Source organism: Pseudomonas sp. 1L-E-NC-VB-C3, assembly GCF_057291535.1.
This window is the reverse complement of record NZ_JBXAWD010000013.1, coordinates 112,427-132,893: the sequence shown is the minus strand read 5'-3', so window position 1 is coordinate 132,893 and position 20,467 is coordinate 112,427. Positions and strand designations below refer to the sequence as shown.

The 20,467-nt window shown below is 59.0% G+C and carries 19 protein-coding genes; 14 read left to right on the top strand and 5 right to left on the bottom strand.

The genetic code is table 11. The features are described from left to right. Positions 1 to 130 precede the first annotated feature (130 nt). The gene (locus AC0Z5Z_RS21170) at positions 131 to 1,825 is read right to left on the bottom strand and encodes a lactate permease LctP family transporter (protein ID WP_016771776.1); all 1,695 of its coding nucleotides are present in this window, start codon (positions 1,823 to 1,825) and stop codon (positions 131 to 133) included. Between the two features lie 263 nt (positions 1,826 to 2,088). Between AC0Z5Z_RS21170 and AC0Z5Z_RS21165 the strand changes: the two genes are divergently transcribed. Further along, entirely contained in the window at positions 2,089 to 2,856 is a 768-nt protein-coding gene (locus tag AC0Z5Z_RS21165; protein WP_016771775.1) for an FCD domain-containing protein, read from the top strand. 117 nt (positions 2,857 to 2,973) lie between these two features. Here the strand turns inward: AC0Z5Z_RS21165 and smpB are convergent, their stop codons facing one another. Beyond that, positions 2,974 to 3,456: an SsrA-binding protein SmpB gene (smpB, locus tag AC0Z5Z_RS21160; protein WP_007953781.1), complete on the bottom strand. Its 483-nt coding sequence runs from the start codon at positions 3,454 to 3,456 to the stop codon at positions 2,974 to 2,976. Between the two features lie 119 nt (positions 3,457 to 3,575). On the opposite strand from smpB, the gene AC0Z5Z_RS21155 reads away from it, so the two are divergent. Genes AC0Z5Z_RS21155 through AC0Z5Z_RS21145 form a run of 3 tightly spaced genes read left to right on the top strand, consistent with a single transcriptional unit; the run spans position 3,576 to position 5,728 of the window. After that, positions 3,576 to 4,979: a sodium-dependent transporter gene (locus AC0Z5Z_RS21155; RefSeq protein ID WP_016771774.1), complete on the top strand. Its 1,404-nt coding sequence runs from the start codon at positions 3,576 to 3,578 to the stop codon at positions 4,977 to 4,979. Positions 4,980 to 4,986: 7 nt separating this feature from the next. Further along, positions 4,987 to 5,421, top strand: a complete 435-nt coding sequence (locus AC0Z5Z_RS21150; RefSeq protein WP_016771773.1) for a type II toxin-antitoxin system RatA family toxin — start codon at positions 4,987 to 4,989, stop codon at positions 5,419 to 5,421. Continuing rightward, on the top strand, positions 5,414 to 5,728 hold the full coding sequence (locus tag AC0Z5Z_RS21145; RefSeq protein ID WP_150636053.1) for an RnfH family protein: 315 nt from the start codon (positions 5,414 to 5,416) through the stop codon (positions 5,726 to 5,728). The genes AC0Z5Z_RS21150 and AC0Z5Z_RS21145 overlap by 8 nt, the downstream gene beginning before the upstream one ends. Before the next feature lie 61 nt (positions 5,729 to 5,789). On the opposite strand, the gene AC0Z5Z_RS21140 is transcribed toward AC0Z5Z_RS21145, so the two are convergent. Next, positions 5,790 to 6,317 (bottom strand): outer membrane protein assembly factor BamE, encoded by a 528-nt coding sequence (locus tag AC0Z5Z_RS21140; protein ID WP_016771771.1) that lies wholly within the window; start codon positions 6,315 to 6,317, stop codon positions 5,790 to 5,792. A 97-nt stretch (positions 6,318 to 6,414) separates the two neighbouring features. Between AC0Z5Z_RS21140 and fur the strand changes: the two genes are divergently transcribed. Then, positions 6,415 to 6,819, top strand: a complete 405-nt coding sequence (gene fur / locus AC0Z5Z_RS21135; RefSeq protein WP_016771770.1) for a ferric iron uptake transcriptional regulator — start codon at positions 6,415 to 6,417, stop codon at positions 6,817 to 6,819. A 76-nt stretch (positions 6,820 to 6,895) separates the two neighbouring features. Here fur and recN read toward each other — a convergent pair whose 3' ends face one another. After that, on the bottom strand, positions 6,896 to 8,569 hold the full coding sequence (gene recN, locus AC0Z5Z_RS21130; RefSeq protein WP_016771769.1) for a DNA repair protein RecN: 1,674 nt from the start codon (positions 8,567 to 8,569) through the stop codon (positions 6,896 to 6,898). 240 nt (positions 8,570 to 8,809) lie between these two features. Here recN and grpE point away from each other — a divergent pair, with 240 nt between their 5' ends. The 8 genes from grpE to AC0Z5Z_RS21090 all read left to right on the top strand — a co-directional run bounded on the left by grpE (position 8,810) and on the right by AC0Z5Z_RS21090 (position 19,283). Further along, positions 8,810 to 9,376: a nucleotide exchange factor GrpE gene (grpE, locus tag AC0Z5Z_RS21125; RefSeq protein WP_039759570.1), complete on the top strand. Its 567-nt coding sequence runs from the start codon at positions 8,810 to 8,812 to the stop codon at positions 9,374 to 9,376. Positions 9,377 to 9,478: 102 nt separating this feature from the next. Beyond that, a complete protein-coding gene (dnaK, locus tag AC0Z5Z_RS21120; RefSeq protein WP_042608859.1) occupies positions 9,479 to 11,395 on the top strand; it encodes a molecular chaperone DnaK in 1,917 nt (638 codons plus the stop codon). A 297-nt stretch (positions 11,396 to 11,692) separates the two neighbouring features. Beyond that, positions 11,693 to 12,817 (top strand): molecular chaperone DnaJ, encoded by a 1,125-nt coding sequence (dnaJ, locus tag AC0Z5Z_RS21115; protein WP_016771767.1) that lies wholly within the window; start codon positions 11,693 to 11,695, stop codon positions 12,815 to 12,817. A 9-nt stretch (positions 12,818 to 12,826) separates the two neighbouring features. Further along, complete coding sequence (gene dapB / locus AC0Z5Z_RS21110; RefSeq protein ID WP_041477928.1) at positions 12,827 to 13,630, top strand: 4-hydroxy-tetrahydrodipicolinate reductase; 804 nt, start codon at positions 12,827 to 12,829, stop codon at positions 13,628 to 13,630. 258 nt (positions 13,631 to 13,888) lie between these two features. Further along, on the top strand, positions 13,889 to 15,025 hold the full coding sequence (gene carA, locus AC0Z5Z_RS21105; RefSeq protein ID WP_016771765.1) for a glutamine-hydrolyzing carbamoyl-phosphate synthase small subunit: 1,137 nt from the start codon (positions 13,889 to 13,891) through the stop codon (positions 15,023 to 15,025). 124 nt (positions 15,026 to 15,149) lie between these two features. After that, positions 15,150 to 18,371: a carbamoyl-phosphate synthase large subunit gene (carB, locus tag AC0Z5Z_RS21100; protein WP_016771764.1), complete on the top strand. Its 3,222-nt coding sequence runs from the start codon at positions 15,150 to 15,152 to the stop codon at positions 18,369 to 18,371. A 2-nt stretch (positions 18,372 to 18,373) separates the two neighbouring features. After that, the gene (gene greA, locus AC0Z5Z_RS21095) at positions 18,374 to 18,850 is read left to right on the top strand and encodes a transcription elongation factor GreA (protein WP_038861135.1); all 477 of its coding nucleotides are present in this window, start codon (positions 18,374 to 18,376) and stop codon (positions 18,848 to 18,850) included. A 28-nt stretch (positions 18,851 to 18,878) separates the two neighbouring features. Continuing rightward, positions 18,879 to 19,283: an MFS transporter gene (locus tag AC0Z5Z_RS21090; RefSeq protein WP_150636055.1), complete on the top strand. Its 405-nt coding sequence runs from the start codon at positions 18,879 to 18,881 to the stop codon at positions 19,281 to 19,283. Positions 19,284 to 19,292: 9 nt separating this feature from the next. On the opposite strand, the gene AC0Z5Z_RS21085 is transcribed toward AC0Z5Z_RS21090, so the two are convergent. Beyond that, positions 19,293 to 19,601 carry a YhbY family RNA-binding protein gene (locus AC0Z5Z_RS21085; RefSeq protein WP_003221534.1) on the bottom strand — a complete coding sequence of 103 codons (309 nt, stop codon included), beginning with the start codon at positions 19,599 to 19,601 and terminating at the stop codon, positions 19,293 to 19,295. Positions 19,602 to 19,702: 101 nt separating this feature from the next. On the opposite strand from AC0Z5Z_RS21085, the gene rlmE reads away from it, so the two are divergent. Continuing rightward, on the top strand, positions 19,703 to 20,332 hold the full coding sequence (gene rlmE, locus AC0Z5Z_RS21080) for a 23S rRNA (uridine(2552)-2'-O)-methyltransferase RlmE (protein WP_056782866.1): 630 nt from the start codon (positions 19,703 to 19,705) through the stop codon (positions 20,330 to 20,332). Positions 20,333 to 20,467: the final 135 nt, after the last annotated feature.

The following is a 20,467-nucleotide window of genomic DNA, read 5'->3' as shown; positions in this document are numbered from 1 at the left end:
GCCCGGTTATCCGTCTGCTGCGGCTGCCGAATATAAAGCGCATTGCTTTCAGCAGCCTTACAGACCCGGTGGTGAATTGCTGACGCCGGATCACGGGCCGGCGTCGGTTATTTCCGTCTTTCTTGTAGGTTTAGTGCACCAGCATGCCGGTGAACCAGTAGGCCTGAGCCAAGGTGATCAAACCGACAATCGTTGCAAAGAATAGGCTGTGCTTGAGGGTGAAGCGGAACAGATCCGATTCCTTGCCGACCAGACCGGTCGCGGCGCAGGCCACGGCGATCGATTGCGGCGAGATCATCTTGCCGGTCACGCCGCCGCTGGTATTGGCCGCCACCAGCAAGGTGTCGTTGACGCCGATCTGGTGGGCGGTGGTCGCTTGCAACGAACTGAACAGCGCGTTCGACGACGTATCCGAACCGGTGAGGAATACGCCTAGCCAGCCGAGGAACGGCGAGAAGAACGGGAACGCGGCGCCAGTACCCGCCAGCACCAGGGCCATGGTCGAGGACATGCCGGAGTAGTTGGTGACAAAGGCGAACGCCAGCACCATGCCGATCGACAGGATCGGCCAGCGCAGCTCATAGAAGGTCTCTTTCAAAGTGGTCAGACCAGTTTTGAAATTGATCTTCAGCACCAGCATCGAAATCAGCGCGGAGAAGAAAATCGCCGTCCCGGTCGCGGAAATCGGATCGAGCTTGAACACCGCTGGAATCGCGGTCGGGTTGGCCACGATTGGCGCAGTCTTGATCACCAGTTGATCAAGGTGCGGAATCGCGAAGTTGAACACCCAGCTGTACATCGAACCACCGGCGGCGAACATCGCTTTAAAAGGCTTCAGCGTCCAGATGGTCACCAGCACAGTGAGGATCAGGAACGGCGACCACGCCTTGAAAATTTCCCCGAGGCTGTAGGGCGACGCCACGGTGGTGCGCTTCTGGCCGAAACCGCCGACGCTGGCGCTGACCACCGAAGCGGATACGGCGCCAACGATGTGCTGGCCGGCGGCGCGACGTGGTTGCCAGACCTTGAGGAACAGGGTCAGGGAAATCAGGCTGGCTAGCGCCGAAGTGATGTCCGGCAGTTCCGGGCCGATGAAGTTGGAAGTGAAGTATTGGGTGATGGCGAAACTCAAACCTGCCACCAGCGCGGCCGGCCAGGTTTCGCGCACACCGCGCAGGCCGTCCATCATGAATACCAGCCAGAACGGCACGAACAGCGACAGCAGTGGCAGCTGGCGACCGGTCATGGCGCCGATCTTGAAGGCGTCGATGCCAGTGACCTGGCCCGCCACGATGATCGGAATCCCCAGCGCGCCGAACGCTACCGGCGCAGTGTTGGCGATCAGGCACAGGCCGGCGGCGTACAGCGGGTTGAAGCCCAGTCCTACAAGGAGTGCGGCAGTAATCGCGACCGGCGCGCCGAATCCGGCGGCACCTTCCAGAAATGCGCCGAAGCAGAAACCGATCAGCAACACCTGCAAGCGCTGGTCATCGGTAATCGACAGAACCGAGCTGCGGATGACCTCGAACTGACCGCTCTTCACCGTCAGCTTGTAGAGGAACACTGCCGCGACAATGATCCAGGCAATCGGCCACAGACCATAAGCGAAACCATAACCAGCGGCGGCGAACGCCATGTCCACTGGCATCTGGAAGGCGAAAATGGCCACGGCAATCGAAAGCGCGAGGGTGATGCTGCCGGCCACATGGCCTTTGAGACGGAACACCGCCAGGGCGAGAAAGAAGAACACGATGGGAATGACGGCCGCGAGAGCGGAGACGCCAAGACTTCCGAGCGGACTGTAGAGCTGTTGCCAGGTTTGCATGGTGGGGTGGCCCCTAATTGTTGTTGGTCAGGCACTGTGAGCAATCTTGGATAATTGGTAAGACCAATTTACAAGAGCTGTCGGCTAGGGTAAAAGCCTTGGTAGCGGTGTGTCAATTTGCCGCTCTGAAACTTTCGTCGAAGATGCGGTGCAGAGGGCAGCTGATCCGGTTTGGCGAAGTGGCGTCTGGCAGGTGTCGGCGGCGCGCGGATAGGCCAGAATAGACACCCCGGCGAGCGGTCGGGATCGTGGAGAAATGAGTTATGGGCTTTGATCAGATACGTCAGCGCCGTTTGTCTGACGATATTGTCGAGCGCCTCGAGGGGATGATCCTTGAGGGCACGCTGAAGTCGGGCGAACGTCTGCCGGCCGAGCGCACGCTGGCCGAACAATTTGGCGTATCACGCCCGTCGTTGCGCGAGGCAATTCAGAAGCTGGCGGCCAAAGGCTTGCTGGTCAGTCGCCAGGGCGGCGGCAATTATGTGGTGGAGGGCCTGGGGTCGACGTTCAGCGATCCGCTGCTGCAATTGCTTGAAAGCAATCCCGAAGCGCAACGTGATTTGCTCGAATTCCGGCACACCCTGGAGGCATCGTGTGCCTACTACGCCGCTTTGCGCGCCACCGATGTCGATCGTGAGCGCCTGACCGCTGCGTTCGAAGAGCTGCAGGATTGCTACTCGCGCCATGAAGAAGTCAGCCGGGCGGAAGAAGGCGCGGCAGATGCAAAATTTCATCTGGCGATTGCCGAAGCCAGCCACAACGCGGTGTTGCTGCATACGATTCGCGGACTGTTCGATCTGCTCAAGCGCAACGTCGTGACCAACATCGGGGGCATGTACAAACAGCGCACGGAAACCCGCGACATGCTGATCTCGCAGCATCGGGAATTGTATCTGGCGATTATCGAAGGGCGTGCGGAGCAGGCGCGAGAAGTGTCCAGCCGACATATTCTGTATGTGCAGGAGGTGCTGGAAGAGGTGCGTCAAGAGGTGCAGCGCATGGCTCGGGCGGAGCGGCGCAAGGGGATGTGATCAGGTGTGTTTGTGTTGATGCTGAAATAGCTTTCGCGAGCAGGCTCGCTCCCACCTTTGAAATGCATTCCAAGGTGGGAGCGAGCCTGCTCGCGAATTGGCGCTAAAGGAGGAAGATCAGTCTTCCTTGCCCTTGTTGCGCACCGCACGCTGCAATTCACGACCGGCATCGCGCTCGCGCTCGGTGTCACGCTTGTCGTATTCCTTCTTGCCCTTGCCCAGAGCGATCTCGCACTTGACCATGTGCTTGCTCCAGTACCAGGACAGGCAGACGCAGGCGTAACCCTTTTGCTGCACGGCGGCGGCGAGCTTGTCCAGCTCGCGGCGGTTGAGCAGCAGTTTGCGTGTGCGCACCGGGTCGGCGATGACGTGAGTGCTTGCGGTCATCAACGGCGTGATGTGGCTGCCGAGCAACCATGCTTCGCCGTCCTTGAGCAGCACATAGCTGTCGACCAGCTGCAACTTGCTCGCCCGCAGACTTTTTACTTCCCAGCCGGCCAGGACCAGACCAGCCTCGAACTTGTGCTCGATGAAGTAATCGTGTCGCGCCTTTTTATTCTGCGCGATGGTCCCTGTTGGGTGTTTCTTCTGTTTAGCCATAGGGGCGGCATTATATGGAGTTGTTCGGCTGTCGGCTACGGTGTTGCTGCGTGCTTGAGCAGGTTGAGTGAATCCCGGACAATGCGGCCTCTTTTTCTAACGCTTGGGCGTGATAAACGATGTCGACAGACAAGGTTTCTGTCCACGGCAGTTGGGCTAGCCGCTGGGTATTCATACTCGCCGCGACCGGTTCGGCCGTGGGACTGGGTAGTATCTGGAAGTTCCCCTACATGGTCGGGGTCTACGGCGGCGGTGCCTTTGTGCTGATGTTCCTGGCGTGTATTGCGCTCATCGGTGTCCCGGTCATGCTCGCGGAAACCTTGATCGGCCGGCGCGCCCGGCAGAGTCCGGCGAATGCCCTGAAGGTGCTGGCACTGGAGGCGGGGCACTCGGCCAAATGGTCGTGGGGCGCGTTCGCCGGGATGATCACGGCCCTGCTGATCCTGTCTTTCTACAGTGTGGTCGGCGGCTGGTCGCTGGACTACATCGTCGACATGGGCCGTGGCGATTTCCAGGGCGCGACGGCTGATCAGGTCGGCGCCTATTTCGGCAATGTCATCTCCAATCCATGGCGCCTGACACTTTGGCACACGATTTTCATGCTGCTGTCGGCCTTCGTGATCGCAAAAGGCGTAGTCGCCGGGCTTGAACGCAGCCTGCGAATCATGATGCCGCTGCTGTTCGTGATGATTCTGGTGCTGCTGGGCTACAGCATGACCACCGGGCATTTCATGGAAGGCGTGCATTTCATGTTCGACTTCCACCCGGAAAAAGTCCTCGACGGTCTGCTGCCAGCGATGGGGCACGCGTTCTTCTCGCTGAGCGTCGGCGTCGGTTCGATCATGATCTACGGCGCCTACATGCCGAAGAACACCTCGCTGTCGGGCACGGTGGTCGGCGTTGCGCTGCTGGATACTTTCGTATCGCTGGTCGCTGGTCTGGCGCTGTTTCCGATTGTGTTCGCTGCTGGCCTGAACCCAAGCGAAGGTCCGGGACTGATGTTCGTCAGCCTGCCATTTGCTTTTGGTAATGTATTTTTCGGCCAGTTGATGGGCGTGGTGTTCTTCGTGCTGGTCGCGGTGGCAGCGTGGAGTTCGGCGATTTCGCTGCTTGAGCCAATGGTGGCTTACCTGGTAGAGCGCACTAAAATCAGCCGCATCTGGGTGACGTTCTGGCTGGCGTTCACCTGCTGGTTTGTTGGTCTGGGTACGGTGTTTTCTTTCAATATCTGGAAGGAAGCCAAGTTTTTCGTGAACGAAGGCGGGGCGTTCAGCCTCTATCAATGGGGTGCGCAGAGCGGTCTCGACTTCTTCGGCGTGATCGATTTCTTCACCTCGCGGATCATGTTGCCCCTCGGTGGCTTGTGTTTCGTGCTGTTCGCGGGATGGGTGATGGGGCGTGAAGCGGTGCGGGATGAATTGTCCATCCGTAACCCGGTTCTATTTGCCCTGTCCCTGTTCTTGATGCGCTACGTGGCGCCTATCGGCATTCTTGTAGTCTTTGCCGCTCAGCTCTGGAAGTAACGCTTACATGACGACACATATCCAACGATCCGCGCTCCTGCCGTACCCGGCGCAGTTTCTCTACGACCTGGTCAACGACGTCGCGCGTTACCCGGAGTTTCTGCCGTGGTGCTCGGAGGCTGAAGTGCTGGAAAGCTCCCCGGAACACATGCGCGCCAGTGTCGGCGTTGCCAAGGGCGGCCTCAGTCAGCATTTCGTCACGCGCAATACGCTGGTGCCGGGGCAGTCGATCGAGATGAATCTTGAAGAAGGCCCGTTCACTCAGTTGCACGGCATCTGGGTATTCAAGGCGCTGAACGAAAAGGCCTGCAAGATCAGTCTGGATCTGTCGTTCGATTATGCCGGGCCGCTGGTGCGCGCAACTCTGGGGCCATTGTTCAATCAGGCGGCCAATCAGTTGGTGGATGCTTTCTGCCAGCGCGCCAAGCAGATGCATGGTTGAGCCGGTGATCGAGATAGAAGTCGTGTACGCAGCGGTTGATCGGCAGGTTATGCGTGCGATCAGCGTGGCTGAAGGCGTTAGCATTCGGGCTGCGGTGCACGCATCGGGCATCGCGGCCGAGTTTCCTGAGCTGAATCTGGCGCAGTGCCCGCTGGGGATTTTTGGCAAGGTCGTGGCTGACGCGGATTCTCGCCCTGTTCAGGCGGGCGACCGGATCGAAATATATCGACCGCTGCTGGCTGATCCCAAAGAGGTTCGACGTTTGCGTGCGGCCAAGGCTGCCGAGGCCAAAGCACGCAATTCTTGATCAGGCCAAACGGCAGGCAATAAAAAACCCGGAATGTCCGGGTTTTTTATTGCCTCGCCTATTACTGCGGCGAGGTGTCCAGCGGCTCTGGTGTCGGAACCGGTACGGTTTCCACGCCATCGACGTCCTTCTGGATCTGATCCAGCAAAGAGCCTGGTTTGGCTGGTTTTTCAGCTTCTGGCTTGTCGGCGTTTTCAGCAGGCGCGGTCACGGTAGTACCGCTGTCCTTGCCGAGAATGGCTTCATCACGGCTCACGCCGGGCATGAAGTCACCGGACAGGCTGACAAGCTGGTCGTTGGAGTTGAAGATAACGCTGATTCGTTCCTGCTGGCGTTCACCGCCACCCGGTTGCAGGCTGTACAGATAATCCCAGCGATCGGCATGGAACGTGTCGGCAAGCAGAGGGTTGCCCATGATAAACCGTACTTGCGGCCGGGTCATTCCCGGGCGTAACTGGTCTATCATGTCCTGCGTGACGACATTGCCCTGCTGGATGTCGATTTTGTAAACCCCGGGGAATGAACAACCGGCGAGTGCGAGCAGTCCCACAAAGGTGAAACTGGTTAGCAAGAGCTTGGTGTTTTGCATCGGTGGGCGACTTCCACTATCTTGGCTGGGACAACGTAAACGCCGATCATACCCGCATTAAGAGAAGCTGCGAAGCAGCATCGCGAGAAAGCTGACCATGGTTGAAAATAGCGAACTACGCAAAGCCGGCCTCAAAGTGACCCTGCCACGGGTCAAGATCCTGCAAATGCTCGACTCTACCGAGCAGCGCCACATGAGTGCCGAGGACGTCTACAAGGCGTTGATGGAAGCTGGTGAGGACGTTGGTCTGGCCACGGTTTACCGTGTACTGACCCAGTTCGAAGCGGCCGGCCTCGTGGTCCGCCACAACTTCGACGGCGGCCACGCGGTCTTCGAACTGGCTGACGGTGGCCACCACGACCATATGGTCAACGTGGAATCGGGTGAAGTGATCGAATTCTTCGACGAAGAAATCGAAAAACTTCAGAAATCGATCGTCGAGAAGCATGGCTTCGAGATGGTTGATCACAACCTGGTGCTGTACGTACGCAAGAAAAAGTAAGCATGTCGCGCGAATTTCACATTCGCGAAACGAACGAAGGCGACCCAAGGGTCGCCTTCGTGCTTTCTACTATTTGTTATGCCTTGGCGGTCACCACCATTTTTTTCGCGTGAGCCAGGGATTCCTTGGTCAGATCGATACCGCCGAGCATGCGCGCGACTTCTTCGATACGCTCGTTCTTTGTCAGCTTCGCGACAGCGGTGTGAGTCGCCTTCTCGTCGCGGACCTTGTGCACGAACAGATGCTGATGCCCTTGCGCCGCCACTTGCGGCAAGTGCGTCACGGTCAGGACCTGGCCGCGATCACCCAGACGGCGCAGTAACTGGCCGACAATCTCGGCAGTCGGACCGCCAATACCTACGTCCACTTCGTCGAACACCAGCGTCGGCACGCGGGAGGTCTGGGCGGTAATGACCTGAATCGCCAGACTGATCCGCGACAGCTCACCACCGGAGGCGACTTTTGCCAGTGCCTTGAGCGGTTGGCCGGGGTTGGCGCTGACCAGCAGTTCGACCTGTTCCAGCCCGTTCGGCAGCAACTCGTCGCTGCTGTTGGCTTTCAGTTCGATGGTAAAGCGGCCGCCGGGCATGCCCAGGCGCTGGATTTCCTGCTCCACTGCACTGGCGAGGCTACCGGCAGCTTGATGACGAAGGTCGCTCAGCTCGCGGGCTTTCTCTTGGTAGTGGCGGGCGTAGGACGCCAGTTCTTCACCCAGGCGTTCGATGGATTCATCGTTGGCGTTGAGGGTTTCGATTTCATCGAGCAGCTTTTGCTGCATCTCGCCGACTTCGGTCGGTTGAATCCGGTGTTTGCGCGCCAGGGTGTAGATCGCGTCGAGGCGCTCTTCCAGGTATTGCAGGCGAGCCGGGTCGGCATCAAAGTTGTCGAGGAAGCGGTTGAGCTCGCCGACCGCTTCTTCTACCTGAATCTGTGCGCTGGTCAGCAGGCTGCTGGCTTCACCCAGCGCCCCCACCGAGCTGTTCACACTGGACAGACGATTGAGGCTGGCGGTCAGTGCATTCAGGACATTCCCTGAATCACTTTCACTGCACTGCTCGACCACTTGCCGGCAAATGCCCAGCAAGGTTTCGGCGTTGGTCAGGTTCTTGTGTTCCTGCTCCAGTTGCTCCAGTTCATTTTCGCCGAGGCCGAGGTTCTCCAATTCCTCAAGCTGATAGCTGAGCAACTGATGACGTGCGCGTTGTTCGTCGCCGGAGTTGGACAGCCGCTCCAGTTCCTGGCGGGTCTGACGCCAGCGTTGCGCGGCAAGCTGCACCTGACGCGCCAGGTCGGTGGCACCGGCGTACTCGTCAAGCAGGCGGCGATGGGTGTCGGTCTTCAGCAGCGACTGATGTTCGTGCTGGCTGTGGATATCGATCAGCAGCTCGCCGAGGGCTTTGAGGTCGCCAAGCGGGCAGGGCGTGCCGTTGATATAACCGCGCGAACGACCTTCCGAGGTGATGACCCGGCGCAGGATGCAAGGCCCGTCGTTTTCCAGATCGCGCTCGGCCAGCCAGGCGCTGGCTTCAGGGATATCAGCGAGATCGAAGGTGGCGAGAATGTCGGCTTTATCAGCGCCCGGGCGAACCACGCCGCTGTCGGCGCGATCACCCAGGGTGAGGCCCAGGGCATCGAGCATGATCGACTTGCCGGCGCCGGTTTCCCCTGTGATCACGCTCATCCCGCGATCAAGTTCGAGATCGAGATGTTCAACGATGGCGTAGTTGTGTACGGACAGGTGCACCAGCATAAAGGCAGCTCCCAGGCTTGAGGTCTGGTTATTTATACAGTGTTTTGTTCAGGCCTGACAATGCCCGCACTTAGCTCGATTTGCTTGATCAGAGAGTTTTCTTAGCGCATTCAAGAATGAGTATTCAGCACTTTTTTGTAGGGACAATTGTTTTCAGCCCTTGAAGCCTGATTTTGCGGCCCCATATATCGGGGCAGAAGCGCGAGTCAGGCTCGCGGACGAAATTGAAAGGAGAATTCTATGGCTGACGAACAGACGGTAGATACGCAAAACCCAGATGCCAATCAGGCGCCCGAAGGTTCGGGTGACGACCTGGCGACCCGTGTGCAAGTGCTCGAAGAGCAATTGGCCGCCGCGCAGGATCAGTCTCTGCGTGTTGCTGCCGATCTGCAGAACGTTCGCCGCCGTGCCGAGCAGGACGTCGAGAAGGCGCACAAGTTTGCCCTTGAGAAATTTGCCAGCGACCTGCTGCCGATCGTCGACAGCCTGGAGCGCGGCCTCGAGCTGTCGAGCCCGGACGATGAAAGCATCCGTCCGATGCGCGAAGGCATCGAGCTGACCCTGAAAATGTTCCACGACACCCTCAAGCGCTACCAGCTTGAAGCGATCGATCCGCATGGCGAACCGTTCAACGCCGTTCACCATCAGGCGATGGCCATGCAGGAAAGTGCCGACGTCGAGCCGAATAGCGTGTTGAAGGTTTTCCAGAAGGGCTACCAGCTCAATGGTCGCCTGCTGCGCCCGGCGATGGTCGTGGTCAGCAAAGCGCCGGCACCGGTTTCGCCTTCGATTGACGAGCAGGCTTGAAATTAGCCGCAAGGCCCCCATTTAGAAGTCAAGCGTTTAAGTGCTACCGCAGTCAGCCACCACTGCTGCGGCAACAAAATCCAAAGTTTCGGGAGAGTGAACATGGGCAAAATTATCGGTATCGACCTGGGGACTACTAACTCCTGCGTCTCCGTGCTGGAAAACGGCAAAGCCAAAGTTATTGAAAACGCTGAAGGCGCGCGTACCACGCCGTCGATCATCGCTTACGCCAACGATGGCGAAATTCTGGTAGGTCAGTCGGCCAAGCGTCAGGCTGTAACCAACCCGCACAACACCCTGTACGCAGTAAAGCGTTTGATCGGTCGTCGTTTCGACGAAGAAGTTGTGCAGAAAGACATCCAGATGGTCCCTTACAAGATCGTCAAGGCTGACAACAATGACGCCTGGGTAGAAGTGAACGGCCAGAAAATGGCACCGCCACAGATCTCGGCTGAAATTCTGAAGAAGATGAAGAAGACCGCCGAAGACTACCTCGGCGAGGCAGTGACCGAAGCGGTGATCACCGTTCCGGCCTACTTCAACGACAGCCAGCGTCAGGCTACCAAAGACGCCGGTCGCATCGCTGGTCTGGACGTAAAACGTATCATCAACGAGCCAACCGCAGCCGCTCTGGCTTACGGTATGGACAAGGCCAAGGGCGATCACACCGTGATCGTTTATGACCTGGGTGGCGGTACCTTCGACGTTTCCGTGATCGAAATCGCTGAAGTTGACGGTGAGCACCAGTTCGAAGTGTTGGCCACCAACGGTGACACTTTCCTCGGCGGTGAAGACTTCGACATTCGTCTGATCGACTACCTCGTTGACGAATTCAAGAAAGAAAGCGGCATGAACCTCAAAGGTGACCCGCTGGCGATGCAGCGTCTGAAAGAAGCCGCTGAGAAAGCCAAGATCGAGCTGTCGTCCGCTCAGTCGACCGACGTCAACCTGCCGTACATCACTGCAGACGCGACCGGTCCTAAGCACCTGAACGTGAAAATCTCCCGTGCCAAGCTCGAAGCACTGGTTGAAGACCTGGTTCAGCGCACCATCGAACCTTGCCGCATTGCCATGAAAGACGCCGGTATCGACGTCAGCGCGATCAACGACGTGATTCTGGTCGGTGGTCAGACTCGTATGCCGCTGGTGCAGAAGCTGGTGACCGATTTCTTCGGTAAAGAAGCGCGTAAAGACGTCAACCCGGACGAAGCTGTTGCCATGGGTGCTGCGATTCAGGGCGCTGTTCTGGCCGGTGACGTGAAAGACGTGCTGCTGCTCGACGTCAGCCCGCTGACCCTGGGTATCGAAACCATGGGTGGCGTGATGACCGCGCTGATCGAGAAAAACACCACGATTCCTACCAAGAAATCGCAAGTGTTCTCGACTGCCGACGACAACCAGGGTGCTGTGACCATTCACGTTCTGCAGGGCGAGCGCAAGCAAGCTGCACAGAACAAATCGCTGGGCAAGTTCGACCTGGCCGACATTCCACCAGCTCCACGTGGCGTGCCGCAGATCGAAGTGACCTTCGACATCGACGCCAACGGCATCCTGCACGTCGGCGCGAAAGACAAGGCTACCGGCAAGACCCAGTCGATCGTGATCAAGGCCAACTCCGGTCTGTCCGACGAAGAAATCGAGCGCATGGTGCGTGACGCCGAGGCGAATGCCGAGGAAGACCGCAAGTTCGAAGAGCTGGCCGCTGCCCGTAACCAGGGTGACGCACTGGTGCACTCGACTCGCAAGATGATCGCTGACGCGGGCGACAAGGTCACCGCTGAAGAGAAGACTGCAATCGAAGCTGCAGTGGTTGCGCTGGAAGCCGCCGTCAAAGGCGACGACAAGGCTGCCATCGAAGCCAAGGTTGAAGAGCTGTCGAAAGTCTCCGCTCCGGTTGCTCAGAAGATGTACGCCGAACAGGCTCAGCCAGCTGATGGCGCGGCCCCGCAAGGCGAATCGGCTGAGAAGGCTGACGACGTTGTCGACGCCGAGTTCGAAGAAGTCAAAGACCACAAGTAAGTTGTTGGTCGCCCGGTTGACTGCCTTGCGGCGGTGACTGGTAGGATGTCGCCGCGCGGGAGCTTGCCTCCCGCGTTGGCGTATCTGGAATACGCGAATTTTTACAGCATGCGACACCGTTCGGATGTTGGCGGTATGGCCGGGAATGCTCCTGCTTTTCGCGCCGCAGATACCGCATCAATCAAGACCAGGATCGTTGAATTGACGTGAGTTGGGTCCGGGCCTTAATGGGGGCTCAACGAGTTTGGCGAGGCTCAGGAGGGGTTTGCCGAACGTCCTTAAGAGTGCAAAGAACTTATGGCAAAGCGTGACTATTACGAAGTATTGGGTGTCGAGCGGGGCACGAGCGAAGCGGACCTGAAGAAGGCCTATCGCCGCCTGGCCATGAAGCACCACCCCGACCGTAATCCCGGCGACAAAGCTTCGGAAGAAGCATTCAAAGAGGCCAACGAGGCCTATGAAGTGTTGTCCGACGCCAGCAAGCGCGCCGCATACGACCAGTATGGTCATGCCGGCGTCGATCCGAGCATGGGTGGCGGCGGTGCCGGTTTCGGTGGCCAGAACTTCTCGGACATCTTCGGCGATGTCTTCAGTGATTTCTTCGGTGGCGGTCGCGGCGGTGCCCGTGGCGGCGCTCAGCGTGGCAGCGATCTGCGCTACACCCTGGAACTGAATCTGGAAGAAGCGGTGCGCGGTACGTCGGTGAATATCCGCGTTCCGACACTGGTCAACTGCAAACCGTGCGATGGTTCCGGCGCCAAGAAAGGCTCGTCGCCGACGACGTGCCCGACCTGCGGCGGCATCGGTCAGGTGCGCATGCAGCAGGGCTTTTTCTCGGTGCAGCAGACCTGCCCGCGCTGCCATGGCCAGGGCAAGATCATTTCCGATCCGTGCGACTCCTGCCACGGCGACGGTCGTGTCGAAGAGTACAAAACCCTGTCGGTCAAAGTGCCTGCCGGTGTTGATACTGGCGACCGCATTCGTCTGTCCGGCGAAGGCGAGGCGGGTACCCAGGGCGGGCCGACTGGCGACCTGTACGTTGTGATCAATGTGCGCGAACACGACATCTTCCAGCGTGACGGCAAGCATCTGTTCTGCGAAGTGCCGATCAGCTTCGTCGACGCTGCACTGGGCGGCGAGTTGGAGATTCCGACCCTCGACGGTCGCGTCAAACTGAAAATCCCTGAAGGCACGCAGACCGGCAAGCAATTCCGCGTACGCGGCAAGGGCGTTGCGCCAGTGCGTGGCGGCGGTGCCGGCGACCTGATGTGCCGTGTCGCTGTGGAAACGCCGGTCAACCTCAACCGTCGTCAGCGTGAACTGCTGGAAGAATTCCGCAGCTCCCTGGCCGACGACAACAGCCACTCGCCGAAAACCACCGGTTGGTTCGACGGTGTGAAGCGTTTCTTCGGCGATTTGTAAGGAGTCGGCATGCGACGTATTGCAGTGATGGGCGCCGCCGGGCGCATGGGCAAGACCCTGATTGAAGCGGTGCAGCAGACGCCGGGCGCCGGTCTGACGGCGGCGGTCGATCGTCCCGACAGCACGCTGGTCGGCGCGGATGCCGGTGAGCTGGCAGCGCTGGGCCGTATAGGCGTGCCGCTGTCCGGTGATCTGGATCGTGTGGTTGAAGAGTTCGATGTGTTGATCGACTTCACTCACCCGACCGTGACCCTGAAGAATCTCGCGTTCTGCCGCAAGCACGGCAAAGCGATGATCATCGGCACCACCGGTTTCAGTGTTGAAGAGAAGCAATTGCTGGCCGATGCGGGCAAGGACATTCCGATCGTCTTCGCCGCCAACTTCAGCGTCGGCGTCAACCTGTGCCTGAAGTTGCTCGACACCGCTGCGCGCGTGCTGGGCGACGATGTCGATATCGAGATCATGGAGGCCCATCACCGCCACAAGGTCGATGCTCCCTCCGGTACCGCGGTGCGCATGGGTGAAGTGATTGCCGATGCCTTGGGGCGTGATCTGAAGAAGGTCGCGGTCTACGGTCGCGAGGGCCAGACTGGTGCGCGGGAGCGTGAAACCATTGGTTTCGCCACCGTGCGCGCTGGCGATATCGTCGGTGATCACACCGTGCTGTTCGCTGCCGATGGCGAGCGCGTCGAGATTACCCACAAGGCATCGAGCCGCATGACCTTCGCCAAGGGCGCGGTGCGTGCGGCGCTGTGGCTGGATGGTCGCGAGCCGGGCCTGTACGACATGCAAGACGTGCTCGACCTGCGTTGAGTCGTTGCTGAACCCGGCGCAAACGTCCCGTTTTGCGCCGGTTTTTACCGCTTGGCGACGACCTGTCGCATTCTCCGGCCTTTAAGGCTCTTTAGCGGTGGACCAAAAACGCCCTTTTCTGTAAGCTACAGCTTTAGTGTGTCCACTAAAAGCGCGCAGAATAATTTCAGTGAAGAAGCGGGGTGACGTGTCCATACGTCACTCCGCTTTTTTACAACCTGCGATTGCCCTTTCATGCGTTATTTACGGGAGGTCTTCTTGACTAAGCCAGCCATACTCGCCCTTGCTGATGGCAGCATTTTTCGCGGCGAAGCCATTGGAGCCGACGGTCAGACCGTTGGTGAGGTGGTGTTCAACACCGCAATGACCGGCTATCAGGAAATCCTTACCGATCCTTCCTACGCCCAGCAGATCGTTACCCTGACTTACCCGCACATCGGCAACACCGGCACCACGCCGGAAGACGCCGAGTCCGACCGCGTCTGGTCCGCTGGCCTGGTCATCCGTGACCTGCCGCTGGTAGCGAGCAACTGGCGTAATACGATGTCCCTGTCCGATTACCTGAAAGCCAACAACGTGGTGGCAATCGCCGGTATCGACACCCGTCGCCTGACCCGCATCCTGCGTGAAAAAGGCGCTCAGAACGGCTGCATCATGGCCGGCGACAACATCTCCGAAGAAGCGGCCATCGCCGCTGCGCAAGGCTTCCCGGGCCTGAAGGGCATGGATCTGGCGAAAGTCGTCAGCACCAAGACCCAATACGAATGGCGCTCGACTGTCTGGGATCTGAAAACCGACAGCCACGCGACCATCGAAGCCTCCGAGTTGCCATATCACGTGGTCGCCTACGACTACGGCGTCAAGGTCAACATCCTGCGCATGCTGGTCGAGCGCGGCTGCCGCGTCACCGTAGTGCCTGCGCAGACTCCAGCCGCCGATGTGCTGGCGCTGAAGCCGGACGGCGTGTTCCTGTCCAACGGCCCTGGTGACCCGGAGCCATGCGACTACGCGATCCAGGCGATCAAGGAAGTGCTGGAAACCGAGACGCCGGTATTCGGCATCTGCCTCGGCCACCAACTGCTGGCTCTGGCCTCCGGCGCCAAGACCCTGAAAATGGGCCACGGCCACCACGGTGCCAACCACCCGGTGCAGGATCTGGATACAGGTGTGGTGATGATCACCAGCCAGAACCACGGTTTTGCGGTAGACGAAGCCACCCTGCCAGCCAACGTGCGCGCGATCCACAAATCGCTGTTCGACGGCACCCTGCAAGGCATCGAGCGCACCGACAAGAGCGCGTTCAGCTTCCAGGGTCACCCTGAAGCGAGCCCGGGCCCGAACGATGTCGCGCCACTGTTCGACCGCTTCATCAACGAGATGGCCAAGCGACGCTAAGCGTTCGCCTTGAGACTGTAGAGAGAAGCCCTCGAGGGCGGCCCCGGTTCCGGCGGCCCCTTCGGGACTTCAGAAATCGATCAAGACGGCTTGCCGACTGACCTGCGGATTTGAGTGACAAACCATGCCAAAACGTACAGACATTAAAAGCATCCTGATTCTCGGCGCTGGCCCGATCGTGATCGGCCAGGCCTGCGAATTCGACTACTCCGGCGCCCAGGCCTGCAAGGCCCTGCGCGAAGAGGGTTACCGCGTCATCCTGGTGAACTCCAACCCGGCCACCATCATGACCGACCCGGACATGGCCGACGCCACCTACATCGAACCGATCAAGTGGCAGACCGTGGCCAAGATCATCGAAAAAGAGCGTCCGGACGCCGTGCTGCCAACCATGGGCGGCCAGACCGCCCTGAACTGCGCTCTGGACCTGGAGCGCGAAGGCGTTCTCGAGAAGTTCGGCGTAGAGATGATCGGTGCCAACGCCGACACCATCGACAAGGCTGAAGACCGTTCGCGTTTCGACAAGGCGATGAAATCCATCGGCCTGGCGTGCCCGCGTTCCGGCATCGCCCACAGCATGGAAGAAGCCAACGCGGTTCTCGAAACCCTCGGTTTCCCGTGCATCATCCGTCCGTCCTTCACCATGGGCGGCACCGGTGGCGGTATCGCTTACAACCGTGAAGAGTTCGAAGAAATCTGCGCCCGTGGTCTGGACCTGTCGCCGACCAAAGAGCTGCTGATCGACGAATCGCTGATCGGCTGGAAAGAATATGAAATGGAAGTTGTCCGCGACAAAAAGGACAACTGCATCATCGTCTGCTCGATCGAAAACTTCGACCCGATGGGCGTGCACACCGGCGACTCGATCACCGTAGCTCCAGCCCAGACGCTGACCGACAAGGAATACCAGATCCTGCGTAACGCCTCGCTGGCGGTACTGCGCGAGATCGGCGTCGAGACCGGTGGTTCCAACGTTCAATTCGGTATCTGCCCGAACACTGGCCGTATGGTCGTGATCGAAATGAACCCGCGTGTATCGCGTTCCTCGGCACTGGCTTCGAAAGCCACCGGTTTCCCGATCGCCAAGGTCGCGGCCAAACTGGCTGTGGGTTACACCCTTGATGAGCTGTCGAACGACATCACCGGCGGCAAGACCCCGGCGTCCTTCGAACCGTCGATCGACTACGTCGTCACCAAGCTGCCACGCTTCGCCTTCGAGAAATTCGCCAAGGCTGACGCACGCCTGACCACGCAAATGAAGTCGGTCGGTGAAGTCATGGCCATCGGCCGGACCTTCCAGGAATCCCTGCAGAAAGCCCTGCGCGGTCTGGAAGTCGGCGTTTGCGGTCTGGACGAGAAGCTCGATCTGAGCAACCCGGACAGCATGAGCGTGCTCAAGCGCGAACTGACCGTGCCGGGCGCTGAGCGTATCTGGTACGTGGCTGACGCCTTCCGCGCCGGTCTCTCGGTCGAAGATATCTTCGGCATGAACATGATCGACCCGTGGTTCCTGGTGCAGATCGAAGACCTGATCAAGGACGAAGAGAAGGTCAAGACCCTCGGTCTGTCCTCGATCGACCGCGACCTGATGTTCAAGCTCAAGCGCAAAGGCTTCTCTGATCAGCGTCTGGCCAAGCTGCTGGGTGTCACCGAGAAAAACCTGCGTACGCACCGTCAGAAGCTGGAAGTGTTCCCGGTCTACAAGCGCGTTGACACCTGCGCCGCCGAGTTCGCTACCGACACCGCTTACCTGTACTCGACCTACGAGGAAGAGTGCGAGGCAGCACCGTCGGGTCGCGACAAGATCATGATTCTGGGTGGCGGTCCGAACCGTATCGGCCAGGGCATCGAGTTCGACTACTGCTGCGTTCACGCTGCTCTCGCCCTGCGCGAAGACGGCTACGAAACCATCATGGTCAACTGCAACCCGGAAACCGTTTCCACCGACTACGACACTTCCGACCGTCTGTACTTCGAGCCGGTAACCCTGGAAGACGTACTGGAAATCTGCCGCGTCGAGAAGCCGAAAGGCGTGATCGTCCAGTACGGCGGCCAGACCCCGCTGAAACTGGCTCGCGCGCTGGAAGCCGCTGGCGTGCCGATCATCGGCACCAGTCCTGACGCTATCGACCGCGCCGAAGACCGCGAGCGCTTCCAGCAAATGGTCGAGCGCCTGAACCTGCGTCAGCCGCCAAACGCCACTGTGCGCAGCGAAGATGAAGCCGTTCGTGCTGCGGCGAAGATCGGTTATCCGCTGGTGGTGCGCCCGTCCTACGTGTTGGGCGGCCGTGCGATGGAAATCGTATACAAGGAAGACGAACTCAAGCGCTATCTGCGTGACGCGGTGCAAGTGTCCAACGACAGCCCGGTGCTGCTCGACCACTTCCTCAACTGCGCCATCGAAATGGACGTGGATGCGGTCTGCGACGGCAAAGATGTAGTGATCGGCGCGATCATGCAGCACATCGAACAGGCGGGCGTTCACTCCGGTGACTCCGCGTGCTCGCTGCCGCCGTACTCGCTGCCGGCGCACATCCAGGACGAGATGCGCGAACAGGTCAAGAAAATGGCCTTGGAGCTGGGCGTTGTCGGCCTGATGAACGTGCAGCTGGCGTTGCAGGGTGAAGACATTTACGTCATCGAAGTCAACCCGCGCGCCTCGCGTACCGTGCCGTTCGTTTCCAAGTGCATCGGTGTCTCCCTGGCGATGATCGCTGCACGCGTGATGGCCGGTAAGACCCTGAAGGAAATCGGCTTCACCAAAGAAATCATCCCGAACTTCTACAGCGTGAAAGAGGCGGTGTTCCCGTTCGCCAAGTTCCCTGGCGTTGACCCGATCCTCGGCCCAGAGATGAAGTCGACCGGTGAAGTGATGGGCGTCGGCGACACCTTCGGCGAAGCATTCGCCAAGGCGCAGATGGGCGCCAGTGAAGTGCTGCCGACCGGCGGTACCGCATTCATCAGCGTGCGCGATGATGACAAGCCGCTGGTTGCAGGCGTGGCCCGTGATCTGATCAACTTGGGCTTCGAAGTGGTCGCCACTGCCGGCACTGCCAAGCTGATCGAAGCCGCAGGCCTGAAAGTGCGCCGCGTGAACAAGGTGACCGAGGGTCGTCCGCACGTGGTCGACATGATCAAGAATGACGAAGTCACGCTGATCATCAACACCACCGAAGGTCGTCAGTCGATCGCCGATTCGTACTCCATTCGTCGCAACGCCCTGCAGCACAAGATCTACTGCACCACCACTATTGCTGCGGGCGAAGCGATCTGCGAAGCGCTGAAGTTCGGTCCGGAAAAGACCGTGCGCCGCTTGCAGGATCTACACGCAGGATTGAAGGCATGAGCATAACCAAGTACCCAATGACTGTTCAGGGCGCTCGCGCCCTGGAAGAGGAGCATGCTCACCTGACCAAGGTCGTCCGTCCGAAGCTCAGCCAGGACATCGGTACGGCCCGCGAGTTGGGTGACTTGAAGGAAAACGCTGAATACCATGCTGCCCGCGAACAGCAAGGCATGGTCGAAGCGCGTATTCGTGATATCGAGGGCCGGATTCAGAATCAGGTCATCATCGACGTCACGACCATTCCTCACACCGGTAAAGTGATTTTCGGTACCACCGTCGAGATCGCCAACGTCGAGACTGATGAAAGCGTCACTTACCACATCGTGGGTGAGGATGAGGCTGACTTCAAACTCGGCAAGATCTCCGTCGGTTCGCCGCTGGCCCGCGCCTTGATTGGTAAGGAAGAGGGTGACGTTGTCGCCGTCAAAACGCCAAGCGGCGTGATCGAGTACGAGATTGTCGAAGTTCGTCACATCTGAAAGAAGGCGCCCGCTGCATGCGGGCGCCATGCTTTGGCAACTGACCCAGATGCTTTGGGTCGGTGGGCTATGGTTGATTCATGTCGGTTTGCAGCCGGCGCTGGGCCGGATCGGTCTGGCGCCGCTGTTGATCGACGAAGTGGCCAGTGCTTTCGAAGTGCTGGTGGTGGGATTCGCCGCTCTGTGCGTGATCTTTCAGGCTTTGGTGCTGGTACAGGCCGAGGGCCTTGCCAGTCTATGGCGGGATTTTCGCGGGCAGGTGCTGTTGATGGCGTTGTACGCGTGCGCGATGTATGTCGCCGTGCGTGTCGGCTGGCCGGATGCGCAGCGCTGGCAGGTATTCAGTTATCTGGTGCTGGGTTTTTCCGGGCTGGTGCTGGTCATGCAGCCGGTGCCGGGATGGGGTGGCAGGGTGCGCGAAGCACACCCTTGACCCTGCGCATCACTTGAAGCGATGAACGTTCGACAGCTGCTTGTTGACGCTGAAGTTCTTGCGGTAGACCAGAGCCATCTTGCCGATGACCTGAACCAGGTCCGCTTTGCCGACCTTGCACAGCTCGGCGATGTGCGCGAGGCGCGACTCGCGATCAAGGATATTGAGCTTGATCTTGATCAGCTCGTGATCGGCCAAGGCGCGTTCAAGTTCGGCTAAAACACCTTCAGTCAAACCGTTGTCCGCCACCGTCAACACTGGTTTGAGGTGGTGGCCGATGGATTTGTACTGTTTCTTCTGCTCTGGAGTGAGCGGCATAATCTGACCCTTTCGTCTGGATTCTGTAAAATGGCGGCCATTTTACCCGAGGGTTCGTGGATCCGCCCAACTAATCACGACCCTAATCATCGAGGTGCCCAATGGCGCGTTCCAAGACAAGCCTTGGTTGGCTGAAAAGACATGTCAACGATCCTTATGTGAAGCAGGCGCAGAAGGATGGCTACCGCTCGCGTGCAAGTTACAAGCTTCTGGAGATCCAGGAAAAATACAAACTCATCCGTCCGGGCATGAGCGTGGTCGACCTCGGCGCGGCGCCGGGTGGCTGGTCGCAAGTCACCAGTCGGCTGATCGGTGGTCAGGGGCGTCTGATCGCTTCGGACATTCTTGAAATGGACGGCATTCCGGACGTGACCTTCATTCAAGGTGACTTCACTGAGGACTCGGTGCTGGCTCAAATCCTTGAGGCTGTGGGTAATTCGCAGGTGGACCTTGTGATTTCCGATATGGCCCCCAATATGAGTGGTACGCCCGAAGTGGATATGCCCAAGGCCATGTTCCTGTGCGAGCTGGCGCTGGACCTGGCGGAACGGATCCTCAAGCCCGGTGGCAACTTCGTCATCAAGATTTTCCAGGGCGAAGGGTTCGACGTTTATCTGAAGGATGCTCGGAAGAAATTCGACAAGATCCAGATGATCAAGCCAGACTCTTCCCGTGGCAGCTCCCGAGAGCAGTACATGCTGGCCTGGGGTTATCGCGGTGGTGATGCGTAAAACGAGGTTTTTCGGCAGGGCGATAGGTTTTTCATATTTCGCTCTGCGGGCATAAGCGAATATTGTGTAGAAAGTGTTTCACAAAGGGTTACAGACGGCGCCTGCCAGAGTTGTAGGTAATGTAGTAAGTTAGGC